Origin of the sequence: Labrys sedimenti, assembly GCF_034424805.1 — a bacterium.
Taxonomy (GTDB): domain Bacteria; phylum Pseudomonadota; class Alphaproteobacteria; order Rhizobiales; family Labraceae; genus Labrys; species Labrys sedimenti.
In genome coordinates this window covers 45242-65435 of the sequence record NZ_JAXOUF010000022.1, presented here as the reverse complement: position 1 = coordinate 65435, position 20194 = coordinate 45242, and the positions used below count along the sequence as shown (strand labels likewise).

Here is a 20194-nt window from a genome sequence, read left to right as displayed (position 1 = left end):
GCCGGCTACAGCAAATCATCAGCCGGCGGATCATTGCCATGCGACATCCGGCCTCCAAGACACTTGGTTATCAGTTGATCCACGTGGCCCGGCTGCACCGGGCCCGCACTGCCAAACTCCTCGAAGGGCTCGGCCTGTTTCCGGGCCAGGAACAGGTGCTCGAAGCCCTTGCCGGGCGGGAAGCCCTCTCGATGAGCGAATTGGCGGACATCCTGCGCGTCCGGCCGCCAACGGCCTCCAAGACCATCGCGCGCCTGTCGGCCGCCGGCCTGATCGAGCGCAAGGCGACCGACGGCGACGGGCGCGTCGTGCGCGTTGGCCTGAGCGCGGACGGCAAGGAAAAGGCCGCCGCCATCGCTGCTTTGGCGCTCGACATCGAGGCGGAAGCCACCAGCCACCTCGACAACAAGGACCGCAAGCGCCTGCGCAAGCTGCTCAAGCGGGTCGAGAAGGGCTTCAAGCACGCCCTCGGCGGCGAAATCGACGCCGATGACGACGACGAGGGCGACGCCGACGAGGCTTGAGGGGCGGGAAAGCCTTCTCCCCTTGCGGGTATCGTCAACTCTCTTGAGTTGACTAGAGGTGGCGCGAAGCGCCGGATGAGGGGTCTCGTGACCCATCCGGCTCGTCTCCGCAGTGGTGGCCATGACACCGAAATCAGTTAGGTCGAGAAACCCCTCATCCGCCCCTTCGGGGCACCTCTAGTCAACTCAAGAGAGTTGACGATACCCGCAGGGGGAGAAGGCTTGGGACCTCCCTCACCTTGCCATGATGCTATCGACCAATTCCTTGGCCCGGAACTGGTACCCGGCATTGTCGACAGCCGCCCAGCCGCCCTTGCCGTCATCGACGATGCGGCTGCGCATGCCGCCGGCCTTGGCGATGATGTCGTAGTCCTGCCCCGAGTCGGCGGGATAGGCGAAGGTCATGACGAGATCGGTGGTGCCGACATTGACGGAGCGGTGGATCCAATAGGGCGGCACGTAGCACAGGCTGCGCGGCCCGATCTCGACGCTGCGGATCTCCCCAGCCGGCGATTCCAGCAGCATGATGCCGTGCCCGCTCTCGCCGTAATACATTTCCGGACGATTCGGATTGGCGTGGATATGGCCGCGCGTGAGGAAATATTCGCGCCCCACCTTGCCGGGAATCATGCGGGTGACCCCGATGATCATGTCACCGGCATCCGCCGAGGGTTTGTAGTCCGTCACCTCATAGACGACCTTGTCGCCGAGTTCGGCCAGGACGGCCTGGTAGGCAGCCTCGTCCTCATAGAGGCCGGCAAGGTCGCCCATCGTCTTGGTGTAGCGGTTGGTCGCCCCCCGCAACTCCCCCTTCTCGACATCGACGACGCACAGACCCGGCTCGCGCATGGGCATATCAACCAACCTTTCTTTTGACCGCGGCAATCCAGTAAGCTCGCTATTTTGTAGCATCACTACATTTTTATCAGCGCCTCGACAACCCCGAGCGCATCAATTTAACTTGTTTTAAGCTAATTTCGGCAATATTGCGTTGCAATATTTCACGTATGTGATTTTGTTTCAATTTTTTAAAATTTGGCTCGCTTGACCCCTTTCAAAAAATGTACTTATGCTACAGAACAGGGCCAGGAAAAATGCCCTGACAGACGACGTGGAGGAGAGAGCCGATGAAGAAGACCCTTTTGGGCAGCAGCCTGGCCGCAGCATTGCTGGCCGGCACGATGGGCATGGCGAGCGCCGCCGACTGCAAGATCGGCGTGGCGATGTACACGCTGAGCGCCCCCTATTTCGCCGCCCAGCAGGCCGCCGCCATCGATCAGGGCAAGAAGGCGGGTTGCGAGGTCACCACCTCCGACGGCCAGAACGACATGGGCAAGCAGATTTCCGACGTCGAGGACATGGTCGCCAAGGGCGTCAACCTCCTGATTCTCAATCCACGTGATCCGGAAGGCCTCGTCGGTGCCGCCAATGCCGCCACCGCGGCCGGCGTGAAGGTGGTGGTGATGGATTCCTCGATCAACACCAAGGCCAACATCGTCACCCAGGTGCGCTCCTCCAACGACCAGAACGGCTTCCTGGTCGGCCAGTGGCTGGCCAAGAAGATGCAGGGCAAACCCGTGAAGATCATCCTGCTCTCGGGTTCGCAGGGCAACGAAGTCGGCCGTGACCGCCGCCTCGGCGTCTTCCGCGGCCTGGTCGAGGGCCAGCTGGTCAATGACGGCAAGGCCAGCTTCGAAGTACTCGGCCAGGGCTGGGGCAACTGGGCGACCGAGGACGGCCTCAAAGCCGCCGAGGACCTGCTGCAGGCCCATCCCGACGTCACCGTGCTGCTGGCCGAAAACGATTCGATGGCTCTGGGCGGCATGAAGGCGCTGCAGGCCGCCGGCAAGAACGACGTGCTGGTGCTCGCTGCCGCCGACGGCCAGAAGGAAGCGCTCGCCCTCATCAAGGAAGGCAAATATGGCGCGACCGGCCTCAACGATCCAGACCTGGTGGCCCGTACCGCGGTCGACATCGGCCTGAAGGCCCTCAAGGGCGAACTCGGCGCCGACACGCCCAAGCTCGAGCTCACCACCCCCGCGGTGATCACGCAGGAGAACGTCGACAAGTTCTACAAGAAGGACGCGGTGTTCTAAGCACTGACTTCGAGGCCAATTTTGCCTTCTCCCCTTGCGGGAGAAGGTCCCGGCAGGGGGATGAGGGGTGAAGCACAGACTCGGCAAAGTCGCGTGTCTCTCCTCATCCGCCCCTTCGGGGCACCTTCTCCCGCACGGGGAGAAGGACAGGCGTACCGTTTTTCCTACTCGACGATTCCAACCCAGCGAGGACATCATGTCCGAACTCGCCAGGCTCACCGCCATCACCAAATCCTTCGGCGGCGTACACGCCCTCAAGGGTGTCGACTTCGACGTCCAGAGCGGCGAGGTTCACGCCTTGCTCGGCGAGAACGGAGCCGGCAAGTCGACGCTGATGCGCGTGCTCGGCGGTGAACTCCAGCCCAGCAGCGGCGAAGTGAAGATCGCCGGTAGCCATGTCGATTTCCGCGATCCGCGCATGGCCAGGGCGCTCGGCATTGCCGTGATCCACCAGGAGCTGGCCCTTGCCCCCGATCTGTCGGTGGCGGAAAACATCTTTCTGGGCGAACTGCCCGGGATCTTCGCCGGGCCGGGGCTGAGAAAGCGTGCCGGCGAGCTGATCAGGCGCCTCGGCTTCGACATCGACCCCGGCGAGCGCGTCGGCAATCTTGCCGTCGCCCATCAGCAGGTGGTCGAGATCGCCAAGGCACTGTCGCGCGAGGTCAAGATCATCATTTTCGACGAGCCGACCGCCGTGCTGTCGGATCGGGACGCCGAGCGCCTGCACAAGGTCATCGCCGATCTGCGCAGCCACGGTGTCGGCGTCGTCTATATCTCCCATCGTCTCGAGGAGGTGATGCGGATTTCCGACCGCATGACGGTGATGAAGGACGGCCAGCTCGTCGGTACCGTCGCCGCCAAGGACGTGACCATCGACGACATCATCCGCATGATGGTCGGCCGCCCGCTCTCCGCCCTCTTTCCCGAGAAGGGGGAGCGCAGGATCGGCGAGGAAGTGATCAGCGTGTCCGCCCTCCATGCCGGCCGCAAGGTCCGCAATGTCAGCCTGGCGGTGCGCGCCGGCGAGATCGTCGGCCTCGGCGGCCTGGTCGGCTCCGGGCGTACCGAGGTCGCCCGCCTGATCTTCGGCGCCGACAAGCCCGACAGCGGCGCCGTCAAGCTCAAGGGCAAGCCGGTGCATTTCCGCTCGCCGCGCGACGCCGTCGCGGCCGGTGTGGGGCTAGTCCCCGAGGACCGTAAGCATCAGGGCGTCATCCTCGACAAGCCCATCCGGGTGAACGCCACCATGGCGCGGATGTCGTCGGTCACCACTGCGCTCGGCTTCCTGCGCCGGGGCCTGGAACGGCGCACCGTCGGCGAACTCGGCCAGAGCCTGCGCCTCAAGGCCGCCAGCGTCGACGCGCCAGTATCGAGCCTGTCGGGCGGCAACCAGCAGAAGGTGGTGCTGGCCAAGTGGTTTCATGCCGATGGCGATCTCATCATCCTCGACGAGCCGACCCGCGGCGTCGACGTCGGCGCGAAGACCGAGATCTACACGCTCGTCAGTCGCCTGGCGGAAGCCGGCAAAGCCGTCCTGGTGATCTCCTCCGAGCATCAGGAGCTCTTCGGCCTGTGCGACCGCGTGCTGGTGATGCGCGAGGGCGAGATCCGCGGCGAACTCAGGCCGGACGACTACAGCGAGGAAAACCTGCTTTCCCTGGCCATGAGCGAGGGCGGGCAGCCCGGCAAAATAATGCAAGCTGGAACGGTATAGGACAATGACAGCTCTCAGCGAGAACCGTGGCGACGGCAAGCGCGGCTATGATCTCGGCGCCCTGGTGCAGCGTTTCGCGACCCTCGGCATCTTCCTGGTCCTGGTCATCGTCGCCTCCGTGTGGACCGACAGCTTCCTGACCAAGAACAACATCCTGAACGTGCTCCGGCAGGTCGCCTCCGGCGCGGGCATCATGTCGGTGGGCATGCTGTTCGTCATCCTCACCCGCGGCATCGACCTTTCCGTCGGCTCGGTGCTGGCGCTGGGCTGCGTGCTCACCGCCTATTTCATCGCCAAGCTCGGCTATGGCGTCGGCGTCAGCATCGCCTTGGTGATCCTGTGCGGCGCCGCCTGCGGCCTCGCCGTCGGCTTCTTCGTCGCCTATATGCGCCTGCCCTCCTTCGTGATGTCGCTGGCCATGATGGCGATCGCCCGCTCGCTCTCCTTCATGATCTCGGAAGGGCGGCCGATCTCGATCGGTGACGGCGGCCAGGCGCTGGCCGATTTCGGTGCCGGCTACTGGCTCGGCATACCCCAGCCCGTCATCCTGATGTTCGCGGTGTTCATCGTCGGCGGCATCGTGCTCTCCTTCACGCGTTTCGGCCGCATCATCACCGCCATCGGCTCCAACGAGGAGGCCGTGCGGCTCTCCGGCATCGCGGTGCCGCGCTACATCCTTTCCGTCTATGTGATCTCCGGGGCGCTGGCCGGGCTCGCCGGCGTGATCTCGGCCAGCCGCACGACCATCGGCTCGGCCCAGGTCGGCGTCGGCATGGAGCTCAACGTCATCGCGGCAGTGGTGATCGGCGGCGCCAGCCTGATGGGTGGGCGCGGCGACGTGGTCAACACGCTGCTGGGCACGCTGGTGATGGGCATCATCGCCAACATCATGAACCTCGCGGGCGTGCCCGGCTACAGCCAGCAGCTCTATACCGGCCTGATCATCGTGGTGGCGATGCTGCTGCAATACGCCACCGGTACCTTGAAGCGATAGAACACGACCCGACGCGCTGCCGACTCCGTTGACAGCGCGTCTCTTTTTGTCTAGTTTTTCACATATATGATCATACTTCACAAATGTGAATATCGATCATTCATCGCCACCGGGCGGTGCGACACAGGGAATCCCTCCAAATGGCTGCAACTCAAGGATGGCACAGCGCGCAGGGCCGGGCTTTCGGCGGTCCGCTCAAATACATCCAGCGCGCCGGCGAGATCGACCGCCTCGCCGATCATCTGCGCCCGCTCGGCAGCAAGGCCTTCCTGCTCGTTGACGGCTTCGTCTTCGAGAAGCTCGGCCCCTCGATCCTCGCCTCGCTGGAGGGCAGCGGCCTCGGCCTCACCATGGAGAAGTTCAACGGCGAGTGCTGCCGCGAGGAGATCGAGCGGGTGACGGCCCTGGTCGCCGAGGCCAAGGCGGATGTCGTCGTCGGCATCGGCGGCGGCAAGACGGCCGACACGGCCAAGCTGGCCGCGATCGCCAACAAGGCCCGCATCGCCATCGTGCCGACCATCGCCTCCACGGATGCGCCGACCAGCGCCATCGCGGTGACCTACACGCCGCAGGGCGTGTTCAAGGAATCCTTCATGCTGTCGCGCAACCCCGACGTGGTGGTGGTCGACAGCGCCCTGATCGCCAAGGCGCCGGTGCGCTTCCTGGTCGCCGGCATCGGCGATGCCCTCTCCACCTGGTTCGAAGCCCGCTCCAACCTGGAATCGCGCTCGGACAATTTCATCGCCGGCGGCTATCCCGCGCCGCTTGCCGGCATCGCCATCGCCAAGACATGCCATGAAGTGCTGATGCGCGATGCGCTGGCAGCCAAGCTCGCGGTCGAGAAGGGCGCGCTGACGCCAGCCGTCGAGAACATCATCGAGGCCAATACGCTGCTCAGCGGTCTTGGCTTCGAGAATTGCGCTGTCTCCGCCGCCCACGGCATCCATGACGGCCTGACGGCGCTGGAGGAAAGCCACAGCTTCTTCCACGGTGAGAAGGTCGCCTTCGGCGTGCTCTGCCTGCTGATGCTGGAGGGGCGCCCCCTCGCCGAGATCGAGGAAACCGCCCGCTTCTGCAAATCGCTGGGCCTGCCCACCACCCTCGCCGACCTCCATCTCGGCAAGGCCACCGCCGCGGACATCGAGCGCGTCGCCAAGGCGGCCCTTAAGGAAGGCTCGATCACCTGGCGGGTCGCCGTATCCCTGTCGGTGGAGATCGTCCGCGATGCCATCATCGCCCTGGACGCCTTCACCTCCTCGCTCTTCGGCGCGGAGCGGCAGGCCGTCTGACGGCCGCCGCTTCGCTTTTCCCGATCCCGCCATTCCCTATCCAAGGATTTTGACCATGCGCGCAGCCGTCATGTATTCGCCCGGTGACATTCGTCTCGAGGAAGTCCCCAAGCCTGTCGCCGCAACCGGAGAAGTACTGCTGCGCGTCGCGGCGGTCGGCGTATGCGGGTCGGACCTGCCGCGCATGCTGACCAAGGGCGCCCATCGCATGCCTATCATCTGCGGGCATGAATTCTCGGGCCATATCGCGGAGATCGGCTCGGGCGTGACCGGTTTCGAGAAGGGCGAGCTCGTCGGCGTCGCCCCGCTCATTCCCTGCCGGGTCTGCGATCAATGTGCGACCGGCAATTTCTCGCGCTGCCGCAACTATGACTATTTCGGCAGCCGCCGCGACGGCGCCTATACCGAATTCGTTGCGGTGCCGGTCGGCAATCTGCTCAAGGCCCCGGCCGACGCCGATCCCCGCGCCATCGCCATGACCGACCCGGCCTCGATCGCCCTCCACGCCGTCTGGAAGGCCCCGCCCACCGCCGGCCAGCGCGGCGGCGTCATCGGCTGCGGCCCGATCGGCCTGTTCGCCATCCAGTGGATGAAGCTGATGGGCTGCACGGAAGTCGTCGCCGTCGACGTCTCCGAGCAGAAGCTCGAACAGGCGCGCGAGGCCGGCGCGACCCACACCCAGCTGATCACCGATCCGCTGCCGTCAGGGTTGAATTGCGACCTCATCGTCGAGGCGGCCGGCCATCCCTCCTCGATCAACTTCGCCGCCAAGCTGGCCGGCCCCGGCGGCCATGTCGTGTTCATCGGCATTCCCGTCGGCGAGGTCGCGCTGGAGAACCAGACCTTCCAGCACTTCCTGCGCCAGGAAGTGTCGTTGCACGGGGCCTGGAACTCCTTCGGCGCGCCCTTCCCCGGCAAGCAGTGGACGGTGTCCCTCGACGCTCTCGCCACCGGCAAGCTCAAATGGGAATTCATGATCACCCATGAGCTCACGCTCGAGGAACTGCCCGGCATGTTCGAGAGCTTCAAGCGCAAGAACGAGTTCTTCTCCAAGGTGATGTTCAGGCCGTAGACTAAGTTCCTTCTCCCCTTGCGGGAGAAGGTCCCGGCAGGGGGATGAGGGGAGATGCGCTACCTTGCAAGGCATCCTCTTCCACCCCTCATCCGGCGCTACGCGCCACCTTCTCCCACAAGGGGAGAAGGAAGTTGCGCTCTATCTTGGAGAATCTCATGCCACGTCTTCTCGGCCTGGATTTCGGCACCGGCGGCATCAGGGTCGGCGTGTTCGACCTCGACAGCCGTGCGATGCTCGGTGAGCGGGAGGTCCAGTACCCCACCCGCCACCCCCATCCGGGCTGGGCGGAACAATCGCCGACCGACTGGTGGGAGGCGCTCGGCCAAGCCAGCCGCGGGCTGATGCGCGACCTCGGCTCGCCCGTCATCGACGGGGTCTGTGCCGCCACCACGGCCTCGACCGTGGTGGTCTGCAGGCGGGACGGGACACCGCTCCGGCCTTCCCTCTTGTGGATGGACTGCAGGGCCGCCGAGGAAGCGGCCCGAACCGCACGCTCGCAGCACCCCGTATTGGCCTATGCCGGCGGCGGCGATGCGGCCGAATGGCTGGTGCCCAAGGCGATGTGGCTCTCGCGCCACGAGCCGGACGTCTATGCCGAGGCCGATATCATCTGCGAATGCCTCGACTACATCAATTTCAAGCTGACGGGCCTTTGGGTCGGCTCGCGGATGAATGCGACCTGCAAGTGGAACTACGATTCCGTCAGCCGGCGCTTCCCCGACGAGCTCTATGCCGAGTTCGGCATTGCCGACCTCGCCACGAAACTGCCTGGTGACATCAAGGCGGTGGGCGCGCCGATCGCTCCGGTCAGTGCTAACGCGGCTGAGCATCTCGGCCTCGCCAACCGGCCCATTCTGGCGCAGGGCGGCATCGACGCCCATACCGGCATCGCGGGTGCAGGCACCCTGAGGCCGGGCGAACACCTGCTGATCGGAGGCACCTCGATCGTCCATCTCTTCCAGCTCGCAGCCGAGGCCCCGGTCACCGGCTTCTGGGGGCCGTATCCCCATGCCCTGGTCGACGATTACTGGCTGGTGGAAGCCGGGCAGGTTTCGGCCGGTTCGGTGATGTCCTGGTATGCGCGCGACATGTTCGGGCTCGACCAACAGGAGCGGGCTGCCCTGGTGCAGGAAGCGAGCGCCCTGCCGGTCGGGGGCACCGGCCTGCTGACGCTTGACTATTTCATGGGCAACCGCACACCCTATCGCGATCCCCTGCTGCGCGGTGCCGTGCTCGGCCTTGCCCTCAGCCATACCCGCGCGGATCTCTATCGCTCCGCCGTCGAGGCGGTGGCGCTGGGTTCGGCAAACGTGTTCCGCCGCATCCAGGACCTCGGCATTCCCTGCAACCGCATCGTCTCTTCGGGTGGCTATGCCAAGAATCCGCTTTGGTTGCGGGCCACGGTTGATGCCATGGGCATGCCCGTCGAGCTCCTTGGGCAAACCAATCTCACCCTCGTCGGCACGGCCGCCTCAGCCGCCACCGGCGCCGGCCTGTTCGACGACCTCTTCGCCGCGGCGGACGCGGTGGCCCAGCCTGTCACGCTGGTCGAGCCCGACCTCGCCGCCCATGCCCGCTATGGTGAATTGCTGCAGGATTATCTTGAAGCGACCGAGCTTCTTGCGCCACTCTCGCGCAAGCTGGCATCCAGACAGCTTGAAGGACCGCGTTGATGAGTGTCGGCAATCTCGACCAAGACGTCCAGTTCAGGACGATGTCCGGCGAGCAGCGCGAACTCCTGATGATCCAGGTCGCCAAGCGCTACTACGAGCTCGACATGACCATGGGCGACCTTGCCAAGGAGCTCAACCTCACCCGCTGGCAGGCGAGCCGCCTGCTCACCGAGGCGCGCGAGGCCGGCATCGTGCGCATCGAGATCGTGCCACGGGCGCCGCGCTCCCCCGACATCGAGTCGAGGCTCCAGCGGCGCTGGAACCTGAAGGAAGCCGTCGTCGTCCCCAACAATGGCGAGGAGGACGAAGGCCTTCTGCTCGATGCCGTGGCGCAGGCCGCCGCGCGCATGCTCGCCGGTCTCGGCAAGGTGCCGCTGATCGGCGTGTCCTGGGGCCGCACCATGAGCGCCGTAGCCCACCGCCTGCCGCCCTTCTGGAACGAGGGCGTGGAGGTGGTGCTGCTCAACGGCGCCATGAATATCCGCTCGCCCTCGGTGCGCACCAACAACACCGCCGAGCTCTTCGCCCGTTCGGCCAACGGCACGGCAACCTTGCTGCCGGTGCCCGCCATTCTCGGCCATGCCGCCACCCGCATCGCCCTGGAGCAGGACCCCACCATCGCCAGCGTCTTGGAGCTTGCACGCCAGGCCCCGGTGATCTGCTTCGGCATGGGCACGATCAGCCCCGATTCCGTCCTGGTGCAATCGGGCTTTGTCACCGAGGCGGAAACCCAGGCGCTCAAGGCGAAGGGCGCCGTCGGTGACATTCTCAGCCGTTACATCGATGCCCAAGGCAATATCGTCGATGCGGATATCGACGCACGAACCATCGGCCTGGACCTGCGTTATTGCCGGGAGCGCAAATTCTCGATCGGCGTCGCTGCCGGCAAGTCCAAACAGCCCGTTACCCTTGCCTGCCTTCGGGCCGGCTATGTCAATGTGCTCGTCACCGACGAAGAGACGGCACGCTTCCTCCTGGATGAAAGCCACCATGGATAAGACCGAAAAAGGCACGCCGGCTGCCTCCAAAAAGCCCGCCCAGGTCTCCTCTGGTCAAACAGTCCCGGCCCTCAGCGTGGTGCCTGTCAGCTCCGCCCTCACCGTATCAGGCCAGGGTGCCCATGCCCGCAATCCCGGTACCGCCCTCAAGCCCGAATGGTTCGACGCGATCGAGGTCAATCTCAGCGCGACCGAACGCCGGGCCGCGACCCTGGGCGGGCGCCGCACGGTGAAGAAGGAATACCAGGCTGCCTGGCTGGTGAAAGCGGTGCAATGCATCGACCTCACCACCCTGGCCGGCGACGACACGCCCGGGCGCGTCCATCGCCTCGCCATGAAGGCGCGCCGCCCCATCCGCGAGGACATCGTTGAAGCCCTCGGCCTCGCCGATGCCCCGCCCACGGTGGGAGCGGTCTGCGTCTATCCGACCATGGTCGGTCCCGCCGTCAAGGCGCTCGCCGGCTCGGGCATTCCTGTCGCCTCGGTGGCGACCGGCTTTCCCGCCGGCCTCACCCCGCTGCCCCAGCGCCTCGCCGAAATCCGCTATGCGGTGGACCAGGGCGCCGGCGAGATCGACATCGTCATCAACCGAGCCCAGGTGCTGACACAGGACTGGAACGGTCTCTATGACGAGATCCGCGCCATGCGCGAGGCCTGCGGCGAAGCCCATCTCAAGGCCATTCTCGCCACCGGCGACCTCAAGACCCTGCGCAATGTCTACAAGGCCTCGATGGTCGCCATGATGGCGGGCTCCGATTTCATCAAGACTTCCACCGGCAAGGAGGACGTCAACGCCACCCTGCCCGTCAGCCTCACCATGCTCCGCGCCTTGCGCGACTATGGCGAGTTCACCGGCGAGGCGGTCGGCTTCAAGCCGGCCGGCGGCCTGAGGACGGCCAAGGACGCCCTCGCCTGGCTGGCCCTGATGAAGGAAGAGCTCGGCCGCCCCTGGCTGGAGCCCAACCTTTTCCGCATCGGAGCCTCTTCGATGCTCGCCGACATCGAGCGCCAGCTCGAACACTTCGTGACCGGGCGCTATTCGGCGCTGACCCACCACGCTTTGGCGTAGGAAACGCAACGCGAGAGCCTTCTCCACGAAATGGGGAAGGTGGCCCGACGAAGTCGGGTCGGATGGGGTGCGGCCCGCTAGCGGCGCCCTTTTCGGACTGAGAGCGCTAGCGGACCGCACCCCATCCGTCATTTCTTCGAAATGACACCTTCCCCACTTCGTGGAGAAGGCCAAGCGCGCCTCCCTCCGCTGGGGAAAGGCACGCCGGAACCTATGCCCAGGAGGCCTCGAATGCCCACCGTAAAGGAAATTCTGCAAACCATGGACTATGGTCCTGCGCCCGAAGCCGACAATCACGTCACGGCCTGGCTCGCGAGCCACGAGAAGGGCTTCAAGCACTTCATCGGCGGATCCTTCGTCGCCTCCAAGGGCAAGGACACCTTCGAGGTCGTCAATCCCGCCCGCGACACCCTGCTCGCCAAGGTTGCCGCCGGCACGGCCGAGGATGTCGACGCCGCCGTCAAGGCCGCGCGCAAGGCCTTTCCCGCCTGGTCGGCACTGCCAGGCCATGAGCGTGCCCGCTATCTCTATGCCATCGCCCGCCATATCCAGAAGCGCGAGCGCTTCCTCTCGGTGCTGGAGACGCTGGACAACGGCAAGCCGATCCGCGAGAGCCGCGACATCGACATCCCCCTGGTCGCCAGGCATTTCTACCACCATGCCGGCTGGGCCGAGCTGGTCGAGACCGAGTTCGCCGGCTATGGCCCGGTCGGCGTCTGCGGGCAGATCATTCCCTGGAACTTCCCGCTGCTGATGCTGGCCTGGAAGATCGCGCCGGCATTGGCGGCCGGCAACACGGTGGTGCTCAAGCCCGCCGAGTTCACCCCGCTGACGGCGCTCGCCTTCGCCGAGATCTGCCGCGAAGCCGGGCTGCCGGATGGCGTGGTCAACATCGTCACCGGCGATGGTGCCACGGGTGCGGCCCTCGTCGCACATCCCGATGTCGACAAGATCGCCTTCACCGGCTCCACCGAGGTCGGCCGGCTCATCCGCCAGGCCACGGCGGGCTCGGGCAAGAAGCTCTCGCTCGAACTCGGCGGCAAGTCGCCCTTCATCGTCTATGAGGATGCCGATCTCGACGGCGCCGTGGAAGGCGTGGTCGATGCCATCTGGTTCAACCAGGGCCAGGTCTGCTGCGCCGGCTCGCGCCTGCTGATCCAGGAAGGTATCGCCGAGCGTTTCCTCGGCAAGCTGCGCCGCCGCATGGAGACGCTGCGCGTCGGCGATCCCCTCGACAAGTCCGTCGACATGGGCGCCATCGTCGCGCCGGTGCAGCTCCAGCGCATCCAGGATCTCGTCAAGAAGGGCGAACAGGAGGGTGGCACGCTCTGGCAGGCCGATTGCGCGCTGCCGGCTAAGGGCAGCTTCTTCCCGCCGTCGATCTTCGTCGACGTGGAACCCTCCTCCACGGTCTCGGAGGTCGAGATCTTCGGCCCTGTCGCCGTGGCCATGACCTTCCGCACGCCCGACGAGGCGATCCAGCTCGCCAACCACACGCGCTATGGCCTCGCCGCCTCGATCTGGTCGGAGAACATCAACCGCGCCCTCGACACCGCCGCCCGCATGAAGGCCGGCGTGGTCTGGGTCAATTCCACCAACCTGTTCGATGCCGCCGCCGGCTTCGGCGGCTATCGCGAGAGCGGCTTCGGCCGCGAGGGCGGCCGCGAAGGCCTCTATGAATATCTCAAGCCCGACTGGGAGAAATCCCTGCCGGCTGCGGAGGACAGCAAGGCCGCCGCGCTGGGCGTCACGCCGGCCGAGGCACCCGCGGGCACCGGCCTGCCGAGCATAGACCGCACCGCCAAATTGTTCGTCGGCGGCAAGCAGGCCCGCCCGGATTCCGGCTATAGCTACACGGTCAAGAGCACGGCCGGCGCCACGCTCGGCCAGGCCGGCCTCGGCAATCGCAAGGACATCCGCAACGCGGTCGAAGCGGCGACCAAGGCGGGCGGCTGGGGCGCCGCCACGGCGCATAATCGCGCGCAGGTACTCTACTACATCGCCGAGAACCTGTCGGCCCGCGCCGCCGAGTTCGAGCAGCGCCTCGTCAGCTACGGCCATAGCGCCAAGGCGGCCAAGGCGGAGGTGGAGAAGGCTGTCCGGCGCATCTTCTACTATGCCGCCCAGGCCGACAAATATGATGGCCGCGTGCATTCCACCCGCTCGCGCAACGTGACGCTGGCGATGAACGAGCCCTTCGGCGTGGTCGGCATCCTCTGCCCGGACGAGGCGCCGCTGCTCGGCTTCGTCTCGCTGGTGCTACCGGCAATCGCCATGGGCAACCGCGTCGTCGCAGTGCCCTCGCCGGCCTTCCCGCTGGCGGCAACCGACTTCTACCAGATTCTGGAAACCTCGGACGTGCCGGCCGGCGTGATCAACATCGTCACCGGCGCGCGCGACGAGCTCGCCAAGACCCTGGCCGAGCACGACGACGTCGACGCGCTCTGGTATCACGGCTCCAAGAGCGGCGCCGCTTCCGCCGAGAAGGCCTCCGCCGGCAACCTCAAGGCGACCTGGACCAACCAGGGTCGCGCCATCGACTGGCTGAAGGACACGCAGGCCCAGGGCCCCGACTATCTGCGCCACGCCACCCAGGTGAAGAACATCTGGGTGCCCTACGGCGAATAAAGCTCTCACTTCCTTTGGAGCGCGGACTTCCAGTCCGCTCTTGCCATTCTGCAAGCGCGGTATTTCCAAGAGCGGACTGGAAGTCCGCGCTCCAAAAACGTCTCACGGCCGACCGGCGGCGACCTCGCCGGGTTGCTTGGGCTTGTAGGCGCCCTTGGTGATCACCTCTTCGCCGACCTCGACCAGATGGTGCCCGACGGTGCGCAGGAGATGCAGCGCGACGGTGATGTCGCTCTCCACGATGTCGAGGAATTCGCGCGTGCCGATGCGCAGGCCGGTCAGATCTGCCGTCGCGACCATCGACACCATGCGCGTCTGGCCGAGGATGACGGCAAGGTCGCCGATCAGCCGCCCGGGCAGGATGGTATCGATCAATTCCTCCTCGCCCAGCGAATTGAGCCAGCGCAGCTCGGCACTGCCGGAGGCGACGACATAGGCGCCATCGGGCACCTCGCCGGTGCGGAAGACATAGTCGCCGGCTTTGGTCGACATCCAGCGCGAGGCATAGGCGAGCAGCTCGATCTGGCTGCGCTTGAGGCCACGGAAGCTCTCGACGGTCGAGAGCACCTCGACCTTGGCCTGCAGGTCGCCCGAGATCGAGGCGTGATACGCCGGCGCCGGCGGGCGGATCGCCCCGTTGATCAGGCGGCCGTCGCGGATGGTGACCACTAGGTCGAAATCCTCGCTCTGGGCCATCTGCGGCTCCAGCACGATGATGGTGCTCTCAGGCAGCAAGGCCCGCAGTCTGAGCCAGATGGCACGGCGATCCGCCTCCGAAGCGCTCGCCATGGCGTGATCGAGCAGCACGAGATCGGGCCGGCGGATCAGGGCCCGGCCAAGGCCGATGCGCTCGCGCACCGCCGGCGAGAGGTTGGTGCCGGCGATCGCGGTGCGCACCTCCCCCACCAGCAGGCGCAGGGCGCCGGCAAGGCCTTGCGCCTCCACCACGTCCATCAGCACGTGATGGATCTGCCGGCGGGTCGCCTCCGACGGCGCCACGGACAGGCCGAACACTAGGTTTTCCAGCACGGTCAGGTCATAATTATAGGTTCCGGCCTCAATCGGCGAGAAGGTCCCGCCCGCCAGCTCCCTCAGGCGCGCGCCGTGTCGGGCGCGCGCCGCCAGGATGGCCGCAGCAAGCTCGGCAGGAAAATCGGTACCCAGATCACTCGGCGCGATGTTGAAGAGCAACGACAGCAGCGTGCCATGCTCGGCGACGCTCATGCCGGCGACATCATGGGCCTGCTCCTTGGACGCGACCGACCTCAAGCGTTCGAACAGCTCGGGGCCGATGGTGGTGAAGCGGCGCAGCAGCGGATGCCGCGGCCCGACTTCGCCGAAGGCCCTGACCAACGTCGAAGCGAGATCGATCGAGAAGGCCAGGAGCTGTTCGGCGATGTCGAGTCCCGCGATCTCAGCCAGGAGAACTTCACCCGGATGGCTTGATTCAGTCTCGCTGTGATGGTGCACGGCGTAGAGCAGATTCTCACCGATGGTTAGGCCGGGATTGATGGCACCGGGGTCGAAACGGTCGATCTGCTCGGCCAGCCCTTCGGTCTGGAGGCGCAGCGTCACCTCTTCCCGCAGGGCGCGGACGCGGCCGGCGGGATCGTCATGCTGGCCCGCGACAAGATAGCCGTCGAGGGCGCGATCGAGCAGCATTTCCGAACGGCCGATCACCTCGATGACATTGAGCCACCAGGCGTCGACCTCGCTGTCGTTCTTGAAACCGACGAGCCCACCATCCCTCCAGGAAACATCGAGGCGATCGGTACTGTTGGCGGTCTCCGTCGCTTCGACCAGGGCCTTGGCCGCTTCGCCCGACGGTTCGCCGGAGAACTCCGGCTCTAGATAGAGCGGCAGCCGGGTATTCTGAGCGATGGTGCCACGAAACAGATAGGGCGTGCTGTTGGCGACACCGATACGCGCGGCCAGCATAGTCGGGCTGGCGCCGGCGAGATCGAGGCCGGATATGGTCACCTGCCCAGCGCTGGGCATCGAAGCACCAGAGAGCAGATCGCACAGGGCCCGTCGCACCAGCATGTCCGCGCTCTGAATGGCAACGAGCGACCCGCCGGGTATGACAAGATCGACCTGGTCGAGCAGAGGCACGCCGCCAAGGCCCGGCATGGTGACGTCGCGCAAATGGATCGCCCCGTTCAGGCGGGGGACGTCGGCATCCGCCACCACGGGAGCCAGCGCCTCCGGCACTTCGAACTGCTCCAGCAGGCTGTCATAGCGCGAGGACGCCTCCTGGGCCTGGTTCCAGTAGGTCAGCAATTCGCGCCAGGGATCGGCAATGTCGCGGGACGCGGAGAGCGCCGCGATCAGGGCGCCGACGCTGAGTTGGCCATGGATGACCAGATAGCCGCCGATCAGGAAGAACAGGAAGGGGGTGAGCTGGGTGATCGAATTGTTGACGAACTTGATCAGGAATTTACGCTCGAAAATGAGCAACCGGATCGTATAGAGCTCACCCAGCTGATTGCTGAATTCGGCAAGCCGGTAGCGCAAACCGCCATTCTGGCGCAGATCGGCGACGCCGGCGACGCTTTCCCCAATGCGCTCCGACAGGGCGCGCACCCTGCCGACGCGCTGATGATGAAGCCTGTTCACATAGCGCTGCATACGTGGGATCAGGTAGGCCTGGACCGGGATGAGGCCGATACCGGCAACGCCGAGCCAGACATTCTGGAGAAAAAGGAAGGCGACGATGGTCAGGATCTGGCCGAACTGGAACACCGGCTGTGCGAAGGCATCGCCCATCACTCCGCTCAACGGCTCCGCCTCGGCGGTGACCATCGAAACGACCTCTCCCTGCGAGACAGTATCGAAGCGCTGCAGGGGAAAGCGCAGCACCTGGGCGATCAGCTTGTAGCGCAGCCGCCGGATCATGCGTTCGCCGATGACGCCCCTGTAGATGCTGAGCTGCATCTTGATGACGCCATTGGCCAAGGTGCAGATCAGGAAGCCAATGCACAACACCACGAGGAGCGTGGTCTGATCGAGATGAAGACCCAGGCGGTTGAGCGGCGTGGCATGCCCCTGAAGCGCCCCGTTCAGGATGTATTTGGGCAGCTCCAGCGATAGATAGAGGACCGGAAAGGAGGCCACGGTCGCGGCAAGCAACAAAAGCTGATGCCGCCTGCTATGGCGCCAGACGAAGGAAAACAGTCCGGATTTGTCCGGATCGCCATTGTTGGACAAAAGCCGCCTCCCGCCCGTTGCGAGATCCCCACATTTTCATGTGTGACTACAACCCACAATAGCAAGCCACCGGCAGGCGAAAAGCGCTTCGATGTACGTATTGTCGAGCGATGAAGGCCTGTTTCCATAGCGTTTTGCGATTTGACGGCTTCACCTGGAATCGCAAAGGCGCCCAAGCCGATCCGTCGGATTGGCTTGGAAACAAGGAGGCGGAGCAAACCAGCGTTCAGTCATGACCGCGCTTTGCTCAAGGCCATCACCACATATGCAGGGACGTCGTGCCCTGCGCCGTACCGCACCAGGAGGCCGTCTCGATATTGAAGATGAGCGCGCTGACGACCTGCCTGGCGACGTTCTGGTGGAAGGCCATGACGCTCTCGGCCTTGATGAAGAAGGATTGCGTCAGCAGGCGATGGCCCGATCGGGCATCGGACAGGGTCACGATGACATTGAGGTGGGGCACACCGGCCACGACCTGCCCTTCGACCAGATAGTCGATACCGGCGACCGATCTGGACGATGTCTTGCGCCGCGCCGGCGGCTGCACCAGGATCACGCGCGAATTGGCGATCGCCCCCCTGATTTCCTGCACGATGGTGTCGAAGGCAGGCTTCATCGCGCCATCCACCCCACGCAGGCTGAATGGCATCACCGCGATTTTGGCCTCCGCCGCACCACCATCGAAGTCAACGTCGTCGGGCGCCTGCTCCAGTGCCTCCGGCGAATCGGTGAGGCCGCCGGTCGGCATGTACATGTAGCCCCGGCCCGGTACGGTATGGATGATGCGATGCCGCTCGTCTCCGACACTCTGCCGCGCATCGCGAATGCAGCGCAGCAGGGCTGCTTCCGTGACCACCGCGCGCGGCCAGACCGCCGCGAACAATTCGTCCTTGCGGACGACCCTCCCGGCATTGCGGGCAAGGTAGCTCAGCAATTTGAAGGTTCTGGAACGCACCGGCACGCGAGCACCGGCCTTGCGCAATGTACCTCGGCTGAGATCCAGAACGGATTCGCCGAGCCTGTATGTCAGCTCCTGATCCATGTCTCTACTCTCTCGGCAGTGGGTCCGGGCGGGGTTTGCCCCTGCTCCATCTGATCTGGTGCCGCCGAGAAAGCGCAGGAGGATTTGCAGGAAGCCTCCGACTGTCTCAGCCGCAGGTCCAGTTTCGCTATTATTGCGAATGAAACATCACCAAAACAGATGAGAGAAAGCCGGTTTTGCCACGACCACGACGCCCTTCGAGCGATTGAAGGGAAGATCCAGCCGGCTTCACGCCATGCGCGGCAGCGGCGCCAGCCCGGCGAGCAGGGCGACCACCTCGGCCTGGCGCCTGCAACCGGTCTTCTCCAGCACACCGCGCACCTGGGTGCGCACCGTATTCGACGTCACCCCGCTATGCTGGGCAATGTCCTCCACGCTGTCGCCCGTGGCGAGGCTGCGGGCGACACGGGCCTCCGCCGGCGTGAGATCGAAAAGGGACTGCACCAGCTCCACCGGCGGTGCCTGCGGCGCCGTCACCGGCGTCAGGATCAGGGTCGCCGCGCTGCTCACGAAAATATCGCGCGCGCTCAGGCGGATCGGCACGATATGGGCAACCATGGCCTCAGGTTCACCCCGTACCGGGAAGGAGCGTACGCTCGCGCCATGCGGCTGATCGATGGTGATGATGGCATCGCGCAGGAGCTTGTCAGCCGCCTTGTCGACGAAGGAGACGCCATCGAAGGCGCGCCAATGCACGAAATCGCCGAGATCCTCGATCAGGGCGTTGGCGGCCAGCACCTTGCCCAACCGGTCGAGCACCAGCGCCGGCAGACCGAGCGCAGCCAGGGTCTGGCTGGCGACGCGGGCGCGCTCGAGCTGCAGGCGGGCGGTCATCAGCGCACTGCGGGCAAGGTGGGGGCGCAGCGTGTCGAAACGATCGACGAGGGCGCGCTCGGCCGGCCCCTGGGCGAGCCAGCGCGTGAACAAGAGCAGCAGCATTTCCCGGGTCGGCAATTCCACCGTGGTCACGATCATCGAGCCGATGCCGGAGGGGCGCCAGAAATCCCGATAGAGCGGCTCCTGCTCGAGCTCGATCTCCGTCATGATGTCCCGCTCGGTGATGAAGCCCGCTCGCGAGGACGCCAGCACCCGGTTCAGCCCATGGCCGCGCTGCGCGAAACCGCCGGCCAGCGCCGCCTTGGCCCGCTCCCGGGCGCCGGACGACGCCGTGAGCATGGTGGCGTCCTTGCCGAAGACATAGAGGCTGCCGCCAGCGCCCGACGTCATGTCCGAAAGCGCGTCCAGCGTGCCCGGCCATTGCTCCGGCACGAAGGCACATTCGTAGATCCGATCGACCAGTTGCTGATCCATGACGGCTTCCTCGCGAAAGCAACGCTGCATTATTCCAGATCACGTCGCTTTTTCACAAAGGAAATAAGGCCTTCGTTCTCTCATCAGTCGAGTTTCAACTCGAAAAACACCTGATCGCGTAAGAATATACCATCAATCAGTATCCCCTCGGGGTAGCCCGTCTCCGGCCGGAAGGCATCCGGCACGATTCGGGTCATGCGAAAGCCCCGGCGCTGATAGAAGCGCAGATTGGCAATATCGGCCGTTGCCGTCGAGACGACCAGCGAGTGCGCGCAGCGCTCCCGGCAGAAGGCGATGGCCGCCTCGACCAGTTCTCGCCCGATACCCACGCCCCGATGCTCGGCCAGCACCGCCAGGCTCTTGAGCTCGAGCACGCCGGACTCGTCGGTGGCGAGGATCTGGGCATGGCCGATGATGGCCTCCCCCTGGCGGGCTACCAGCACATCGCCCAGTCCGATATAGGAGGCGACCTGAACGGGTGAATCATCGGCCAGAGCGAACAGCGCCAGCAAGGCCTCGCGCGGCTCCTCATATCGTTCTATCGGCATCGACACATCCGCAGGCAGGGATCGGG

The 20194-nt window shown here is 65.2% G+C and carries 15 protein-coding genes; 10 read left to right on the top strand and 5 right to left on the bottom strand.

Features of this window, described 5'->3' with window-relative positions:
- Window positions 1-38: 38 nt before the first annotated feature.
- Window positions 39-524, top strand: coding sequence for a MarR family winged helix-turn-helix transcriptional regulator (locus U1R88_RS30925; RefSeq protein ID WP_068285379.1), 486 nt, complete (start codon window positions 39-41; stop codon window positions 522-524).
- Between the two features lie 234 nt (window positions 525-758).
- Here the strand turns inward: U1R88_RS30925 and U1R88_RS30920 are convergent, their stop codons facing one another.
- The gene (locus tag U1R88_RS30920; RefSeq protein ID WP_322434767.1) at window positions 759-1379 is read right to left on the bottom strand and encodes a glucose-6-phosphate isomerase; all 621 of its coding nucleotides are present in this window, start codon (window positions 1377-1379) and stop codon (window positions 759-761) included.
- Window positions 1380-1651: 272 nt separating this feature from the next.
- Here U1R88_RS30920 and U1R88_RS30915 point away from each other — a divergent pair, with 272 nt between their 5' ends.
- From U1R88_RS30915 to U1R88_RS30875, 9 genes are all read left to right on the top strand, one after another.
- The gene (locus tag U1R88_RS30915) at window positions 1652-2620 is read left to right on the top strand and encodes a substrate-binding domain-containing protein (RefSeq protein WP_322434766.1); all 969 of its coding nucleotides are present in this window, start codon (window positions 1652-1654) and stop codon (window positions 2618-2620) included.
- A gap of 196 nt (window positions 2621-2816) precedes the next feature.
- Window positions 2817-4334 (top strand): sugar ABC transporter ATP-binding protein, encoded by a 1518-nt coding sequence (locus tag U1R88_RS30910; protein ID WP_322434765.1) that lies wholly within the window; start codon window positions 2817-2819, stop codon window positions 4332-4334.
- Window positions 4335-4338: 4 nt separating this feature from the next.
- Entirely contained in the window at window positions 4339-5328 is a 990-nt protein-coding gene (locus U1R88_RS30905; RefSeq protein WP_322434764.1) for an ABC transporter permease, read from the top strand.
- A 140-nt stretch (window positions 5329-5468) separates the two neighbouring features.
- Window positions 5469-6617, top strand: a complete 1149-nt coding sequence (locus U1R88_RS30900; protein WP_322434763.1) for a glycerol dehydrogenase — start codon at window positions 5469-5471, stop codon at window positions 6615-6617.
- Window positions 6618-6672: 55 nt separating this feature from the next.
- Entirely contained in the window at window positions 6673-7689 is a 1017-nt protein-coding gene (locus U1R88_RS30895) for a galactitol-1-phosphate 5-dehydrogenase (protein WP_322434762.1), read from the top strand.
- A gap of 158 nt (window positions 7690-7847) precedes the next feature.
- Window positions 7848-9365 (top strand): FGGY-family carbohydrate kinase, encoded by a 1518-nt coding sequence (locus U1R88_RS30890; RefSeq protein ID WP_322434761.1) that lies wholly within the window; start codon window positions 7848-7850, stop codon window positions 9363-9365.
- The gene (locus U1R88_RS30885) at window positions 9365-10363 is read left to right on the top strand and encodes a sugar-binding transcriptional regulator (RefSeq protein WP_082979602.1); all 999 of its coding nucleotides are present in this window, start codon (window positions 9365-9367) and stop codon (window positions 10361-10363) included. Before U1R88_RS30890 ends, U1R88_RS30885 begins: the two co-directional genes overlap by 1 nt.
- Entirely contained in the window at window positions 10356-11432 is a 1077-nt protein-coding gene (gene deoC, locus U1R88_RS30880) for a deoxyribose-phosphate aldolase (RefSeq protein WP_322434760.1), read from the top strand. Before U1R88_RS30885 ends, deoC begins: the two co-directional genes overlap by 8 nt.
- 231 nt (window positions 11433-11663) lie before the next feature.
- Window positions 11664-14060: an aldehyde dehydrogenase family protein gene (locus U1R88_RS30875; RefSeq protein WP_322434759.1), complete on the top strand. Its 2397-nt coding sequence runs from the start codon at window positions 11664-11666 to the stop codon at window positions 14058-14060.
- 102 nt (window positions 14061-14162) lie between these two features.
- Here U1R88_RS30875 and U1R88_RS30870 read toward each other — a convergent pair whose 3' ends face one another.
- The 4 genes from U1R88_RS30870 to U1R88_RS30855 all read right to left on the bottom strand — a co-directional run bounded on the left by U1R88_RS30870 (window position 14163) and on the right by U1R88_RS30855 (window position 20168).
- Window positions 14163-17267, bottom strand: coding sequence for an ABC transporter transmembrane domain-containing protein (locus tag U1R88_RS30870; RefSeq protein ID WP_322434758.1), 3105 nt, complete (start codon window positions 17265-17267; stop codon window positions 14163-14165).
- 256 nt (window positions 17268-17523) lie between these two features.
- Window positions 17524-18309: a winged helix-turn-helix domain-containing protein gene (locus U1R88_RS30865; protein WP_322434757.1), complete on the bottom strand. Its 786-nt coding sequence runs from the start codon at window positions 18307-18309 to the stop codon at window positions 17524-17526.
- A gap of 228 nt (window positions 18310-18537) precedes the next feature.
- The gene (locus U1R88_RS30860; RefSeq protein WP_322434756.1) at window positions 18538-19620 is read right to left on the bottom strand and encodes a helix-turn-helix transcriptional regulator; all 1083 of its coding nucleotides are present in this window, start codon (window positions 19618-19620) and stop codon (window positions 18538-18540) included.
- 83 nt (window positions 19621-19703) lie between these two features.
- The gene (locus tag U1R88_RS30855; protein ID WP_322434755.1) at window positions 19704-20168 is read right to left on the bottom strand and encodes a GNAT family N-acetyltransferase; all 465 of its coding nucleotides are present in this window, start codon (window positions 20166-20168) and stop codon (window positions 19704-19706) included.
- Between the last annotated feature and the right edge of the window lie 26 nt (window positions 20169-20194).

Coding starts and splice junctions, on each gene's coding strand:
- U1R88_RS30920 (WP_322434767.1), bottom strand. CDS start 1,379: ATGCCCATGCGCGAGCCGGGTCTGTGCGTCGTCGATGTCGAGAAGGGG.
- U1R88_RS30895 (WP_322434762.1), top strand. CDS start 6,673: ATGCGCGCAGCCGTCATGTATTCGCCCGGTGACATTCGTCTCGAGGAA.
- U1R88_RS30925 (WP_068285379.1), top strand. CDS start 39: ATGCGACATCCGGCCTCCAAGACACTTGGTTATCAGTTGATCCACGTG.
- U1R88_RS30915 (WP_322434766.1), top strand. CDS start 1,652: ATGAAGAAGACCCTTTTGGGCAGCAGCCTGGCCGCAGCATTGCTGGCC.
- U1R88_RS30905 (WP_322434764.1), top strand. CDS start 4,339: ATGACAGCTCTCAGCGAGAACCGTGGCGACGGCAAGCGCGGCTATGAT.
- U1R88_RS30860 (WP_322434756.1), bottom strand. CDS start 19,620: ATGGATCAGCAACTGGTCGATCGGATCTACGAATGTGCCTTCGTGCCG.
- U1R88_RS30885 (WP_082979602.1), top strand. CDS start 9,365: ATGAGTGTCGGCAATCTCGACCAAGACGTCCAGTTCAGGACGATGTCC.
- U1R88_RS30865 (WP_322434757.1), bottom strand. CDS start 18,309: ATGGATCAGGAGCTGACATACAGGCTCGGCGAATCCGTTCTGGATCTC.
- U1R88_RS30875 (WP_322434759.1), top strand. CDS start 11,664: ATGCCCACCGTAAAGGAAATTCTGCAAACCATGGACTATGGTCCTGCG.
- U1R88_RS30900 (WP_322434763.1), top strand. CDS start 5,469: ATGGCTGCAACTCAAGGATGGCACAGCGCGCAGGGCCGGGCTTTCGGC.
- U1R88_RS30855 (WP_322434755.1), bottom strand. CDS start 20,168: ATGCCGATAGAACGATATGAGGAGCCGCGCGAGGCCTTGCTGGCGCTG.
- U1R88_RS30910 (WP_322434765.1), top strand. CDS start 2,817: ATGTCCGAACTCGCCAGGCTCACCGCCATCACCAAATCCTTCGGCGGC.
- deoC (WP_322434760.1), top strand. CDS start 10,356: ATGGATAAGACCGAAAAAGGCACGCCGGCTGCCTCCAAAAAGCCCGCC.
- U1R88_RS30890 (WP_322434761.1), top strand. CDS start 7,848: ATGCCACGTCTTCTCGGCCTGGATTTCGGCACCGGCGGCATCAGGGTC.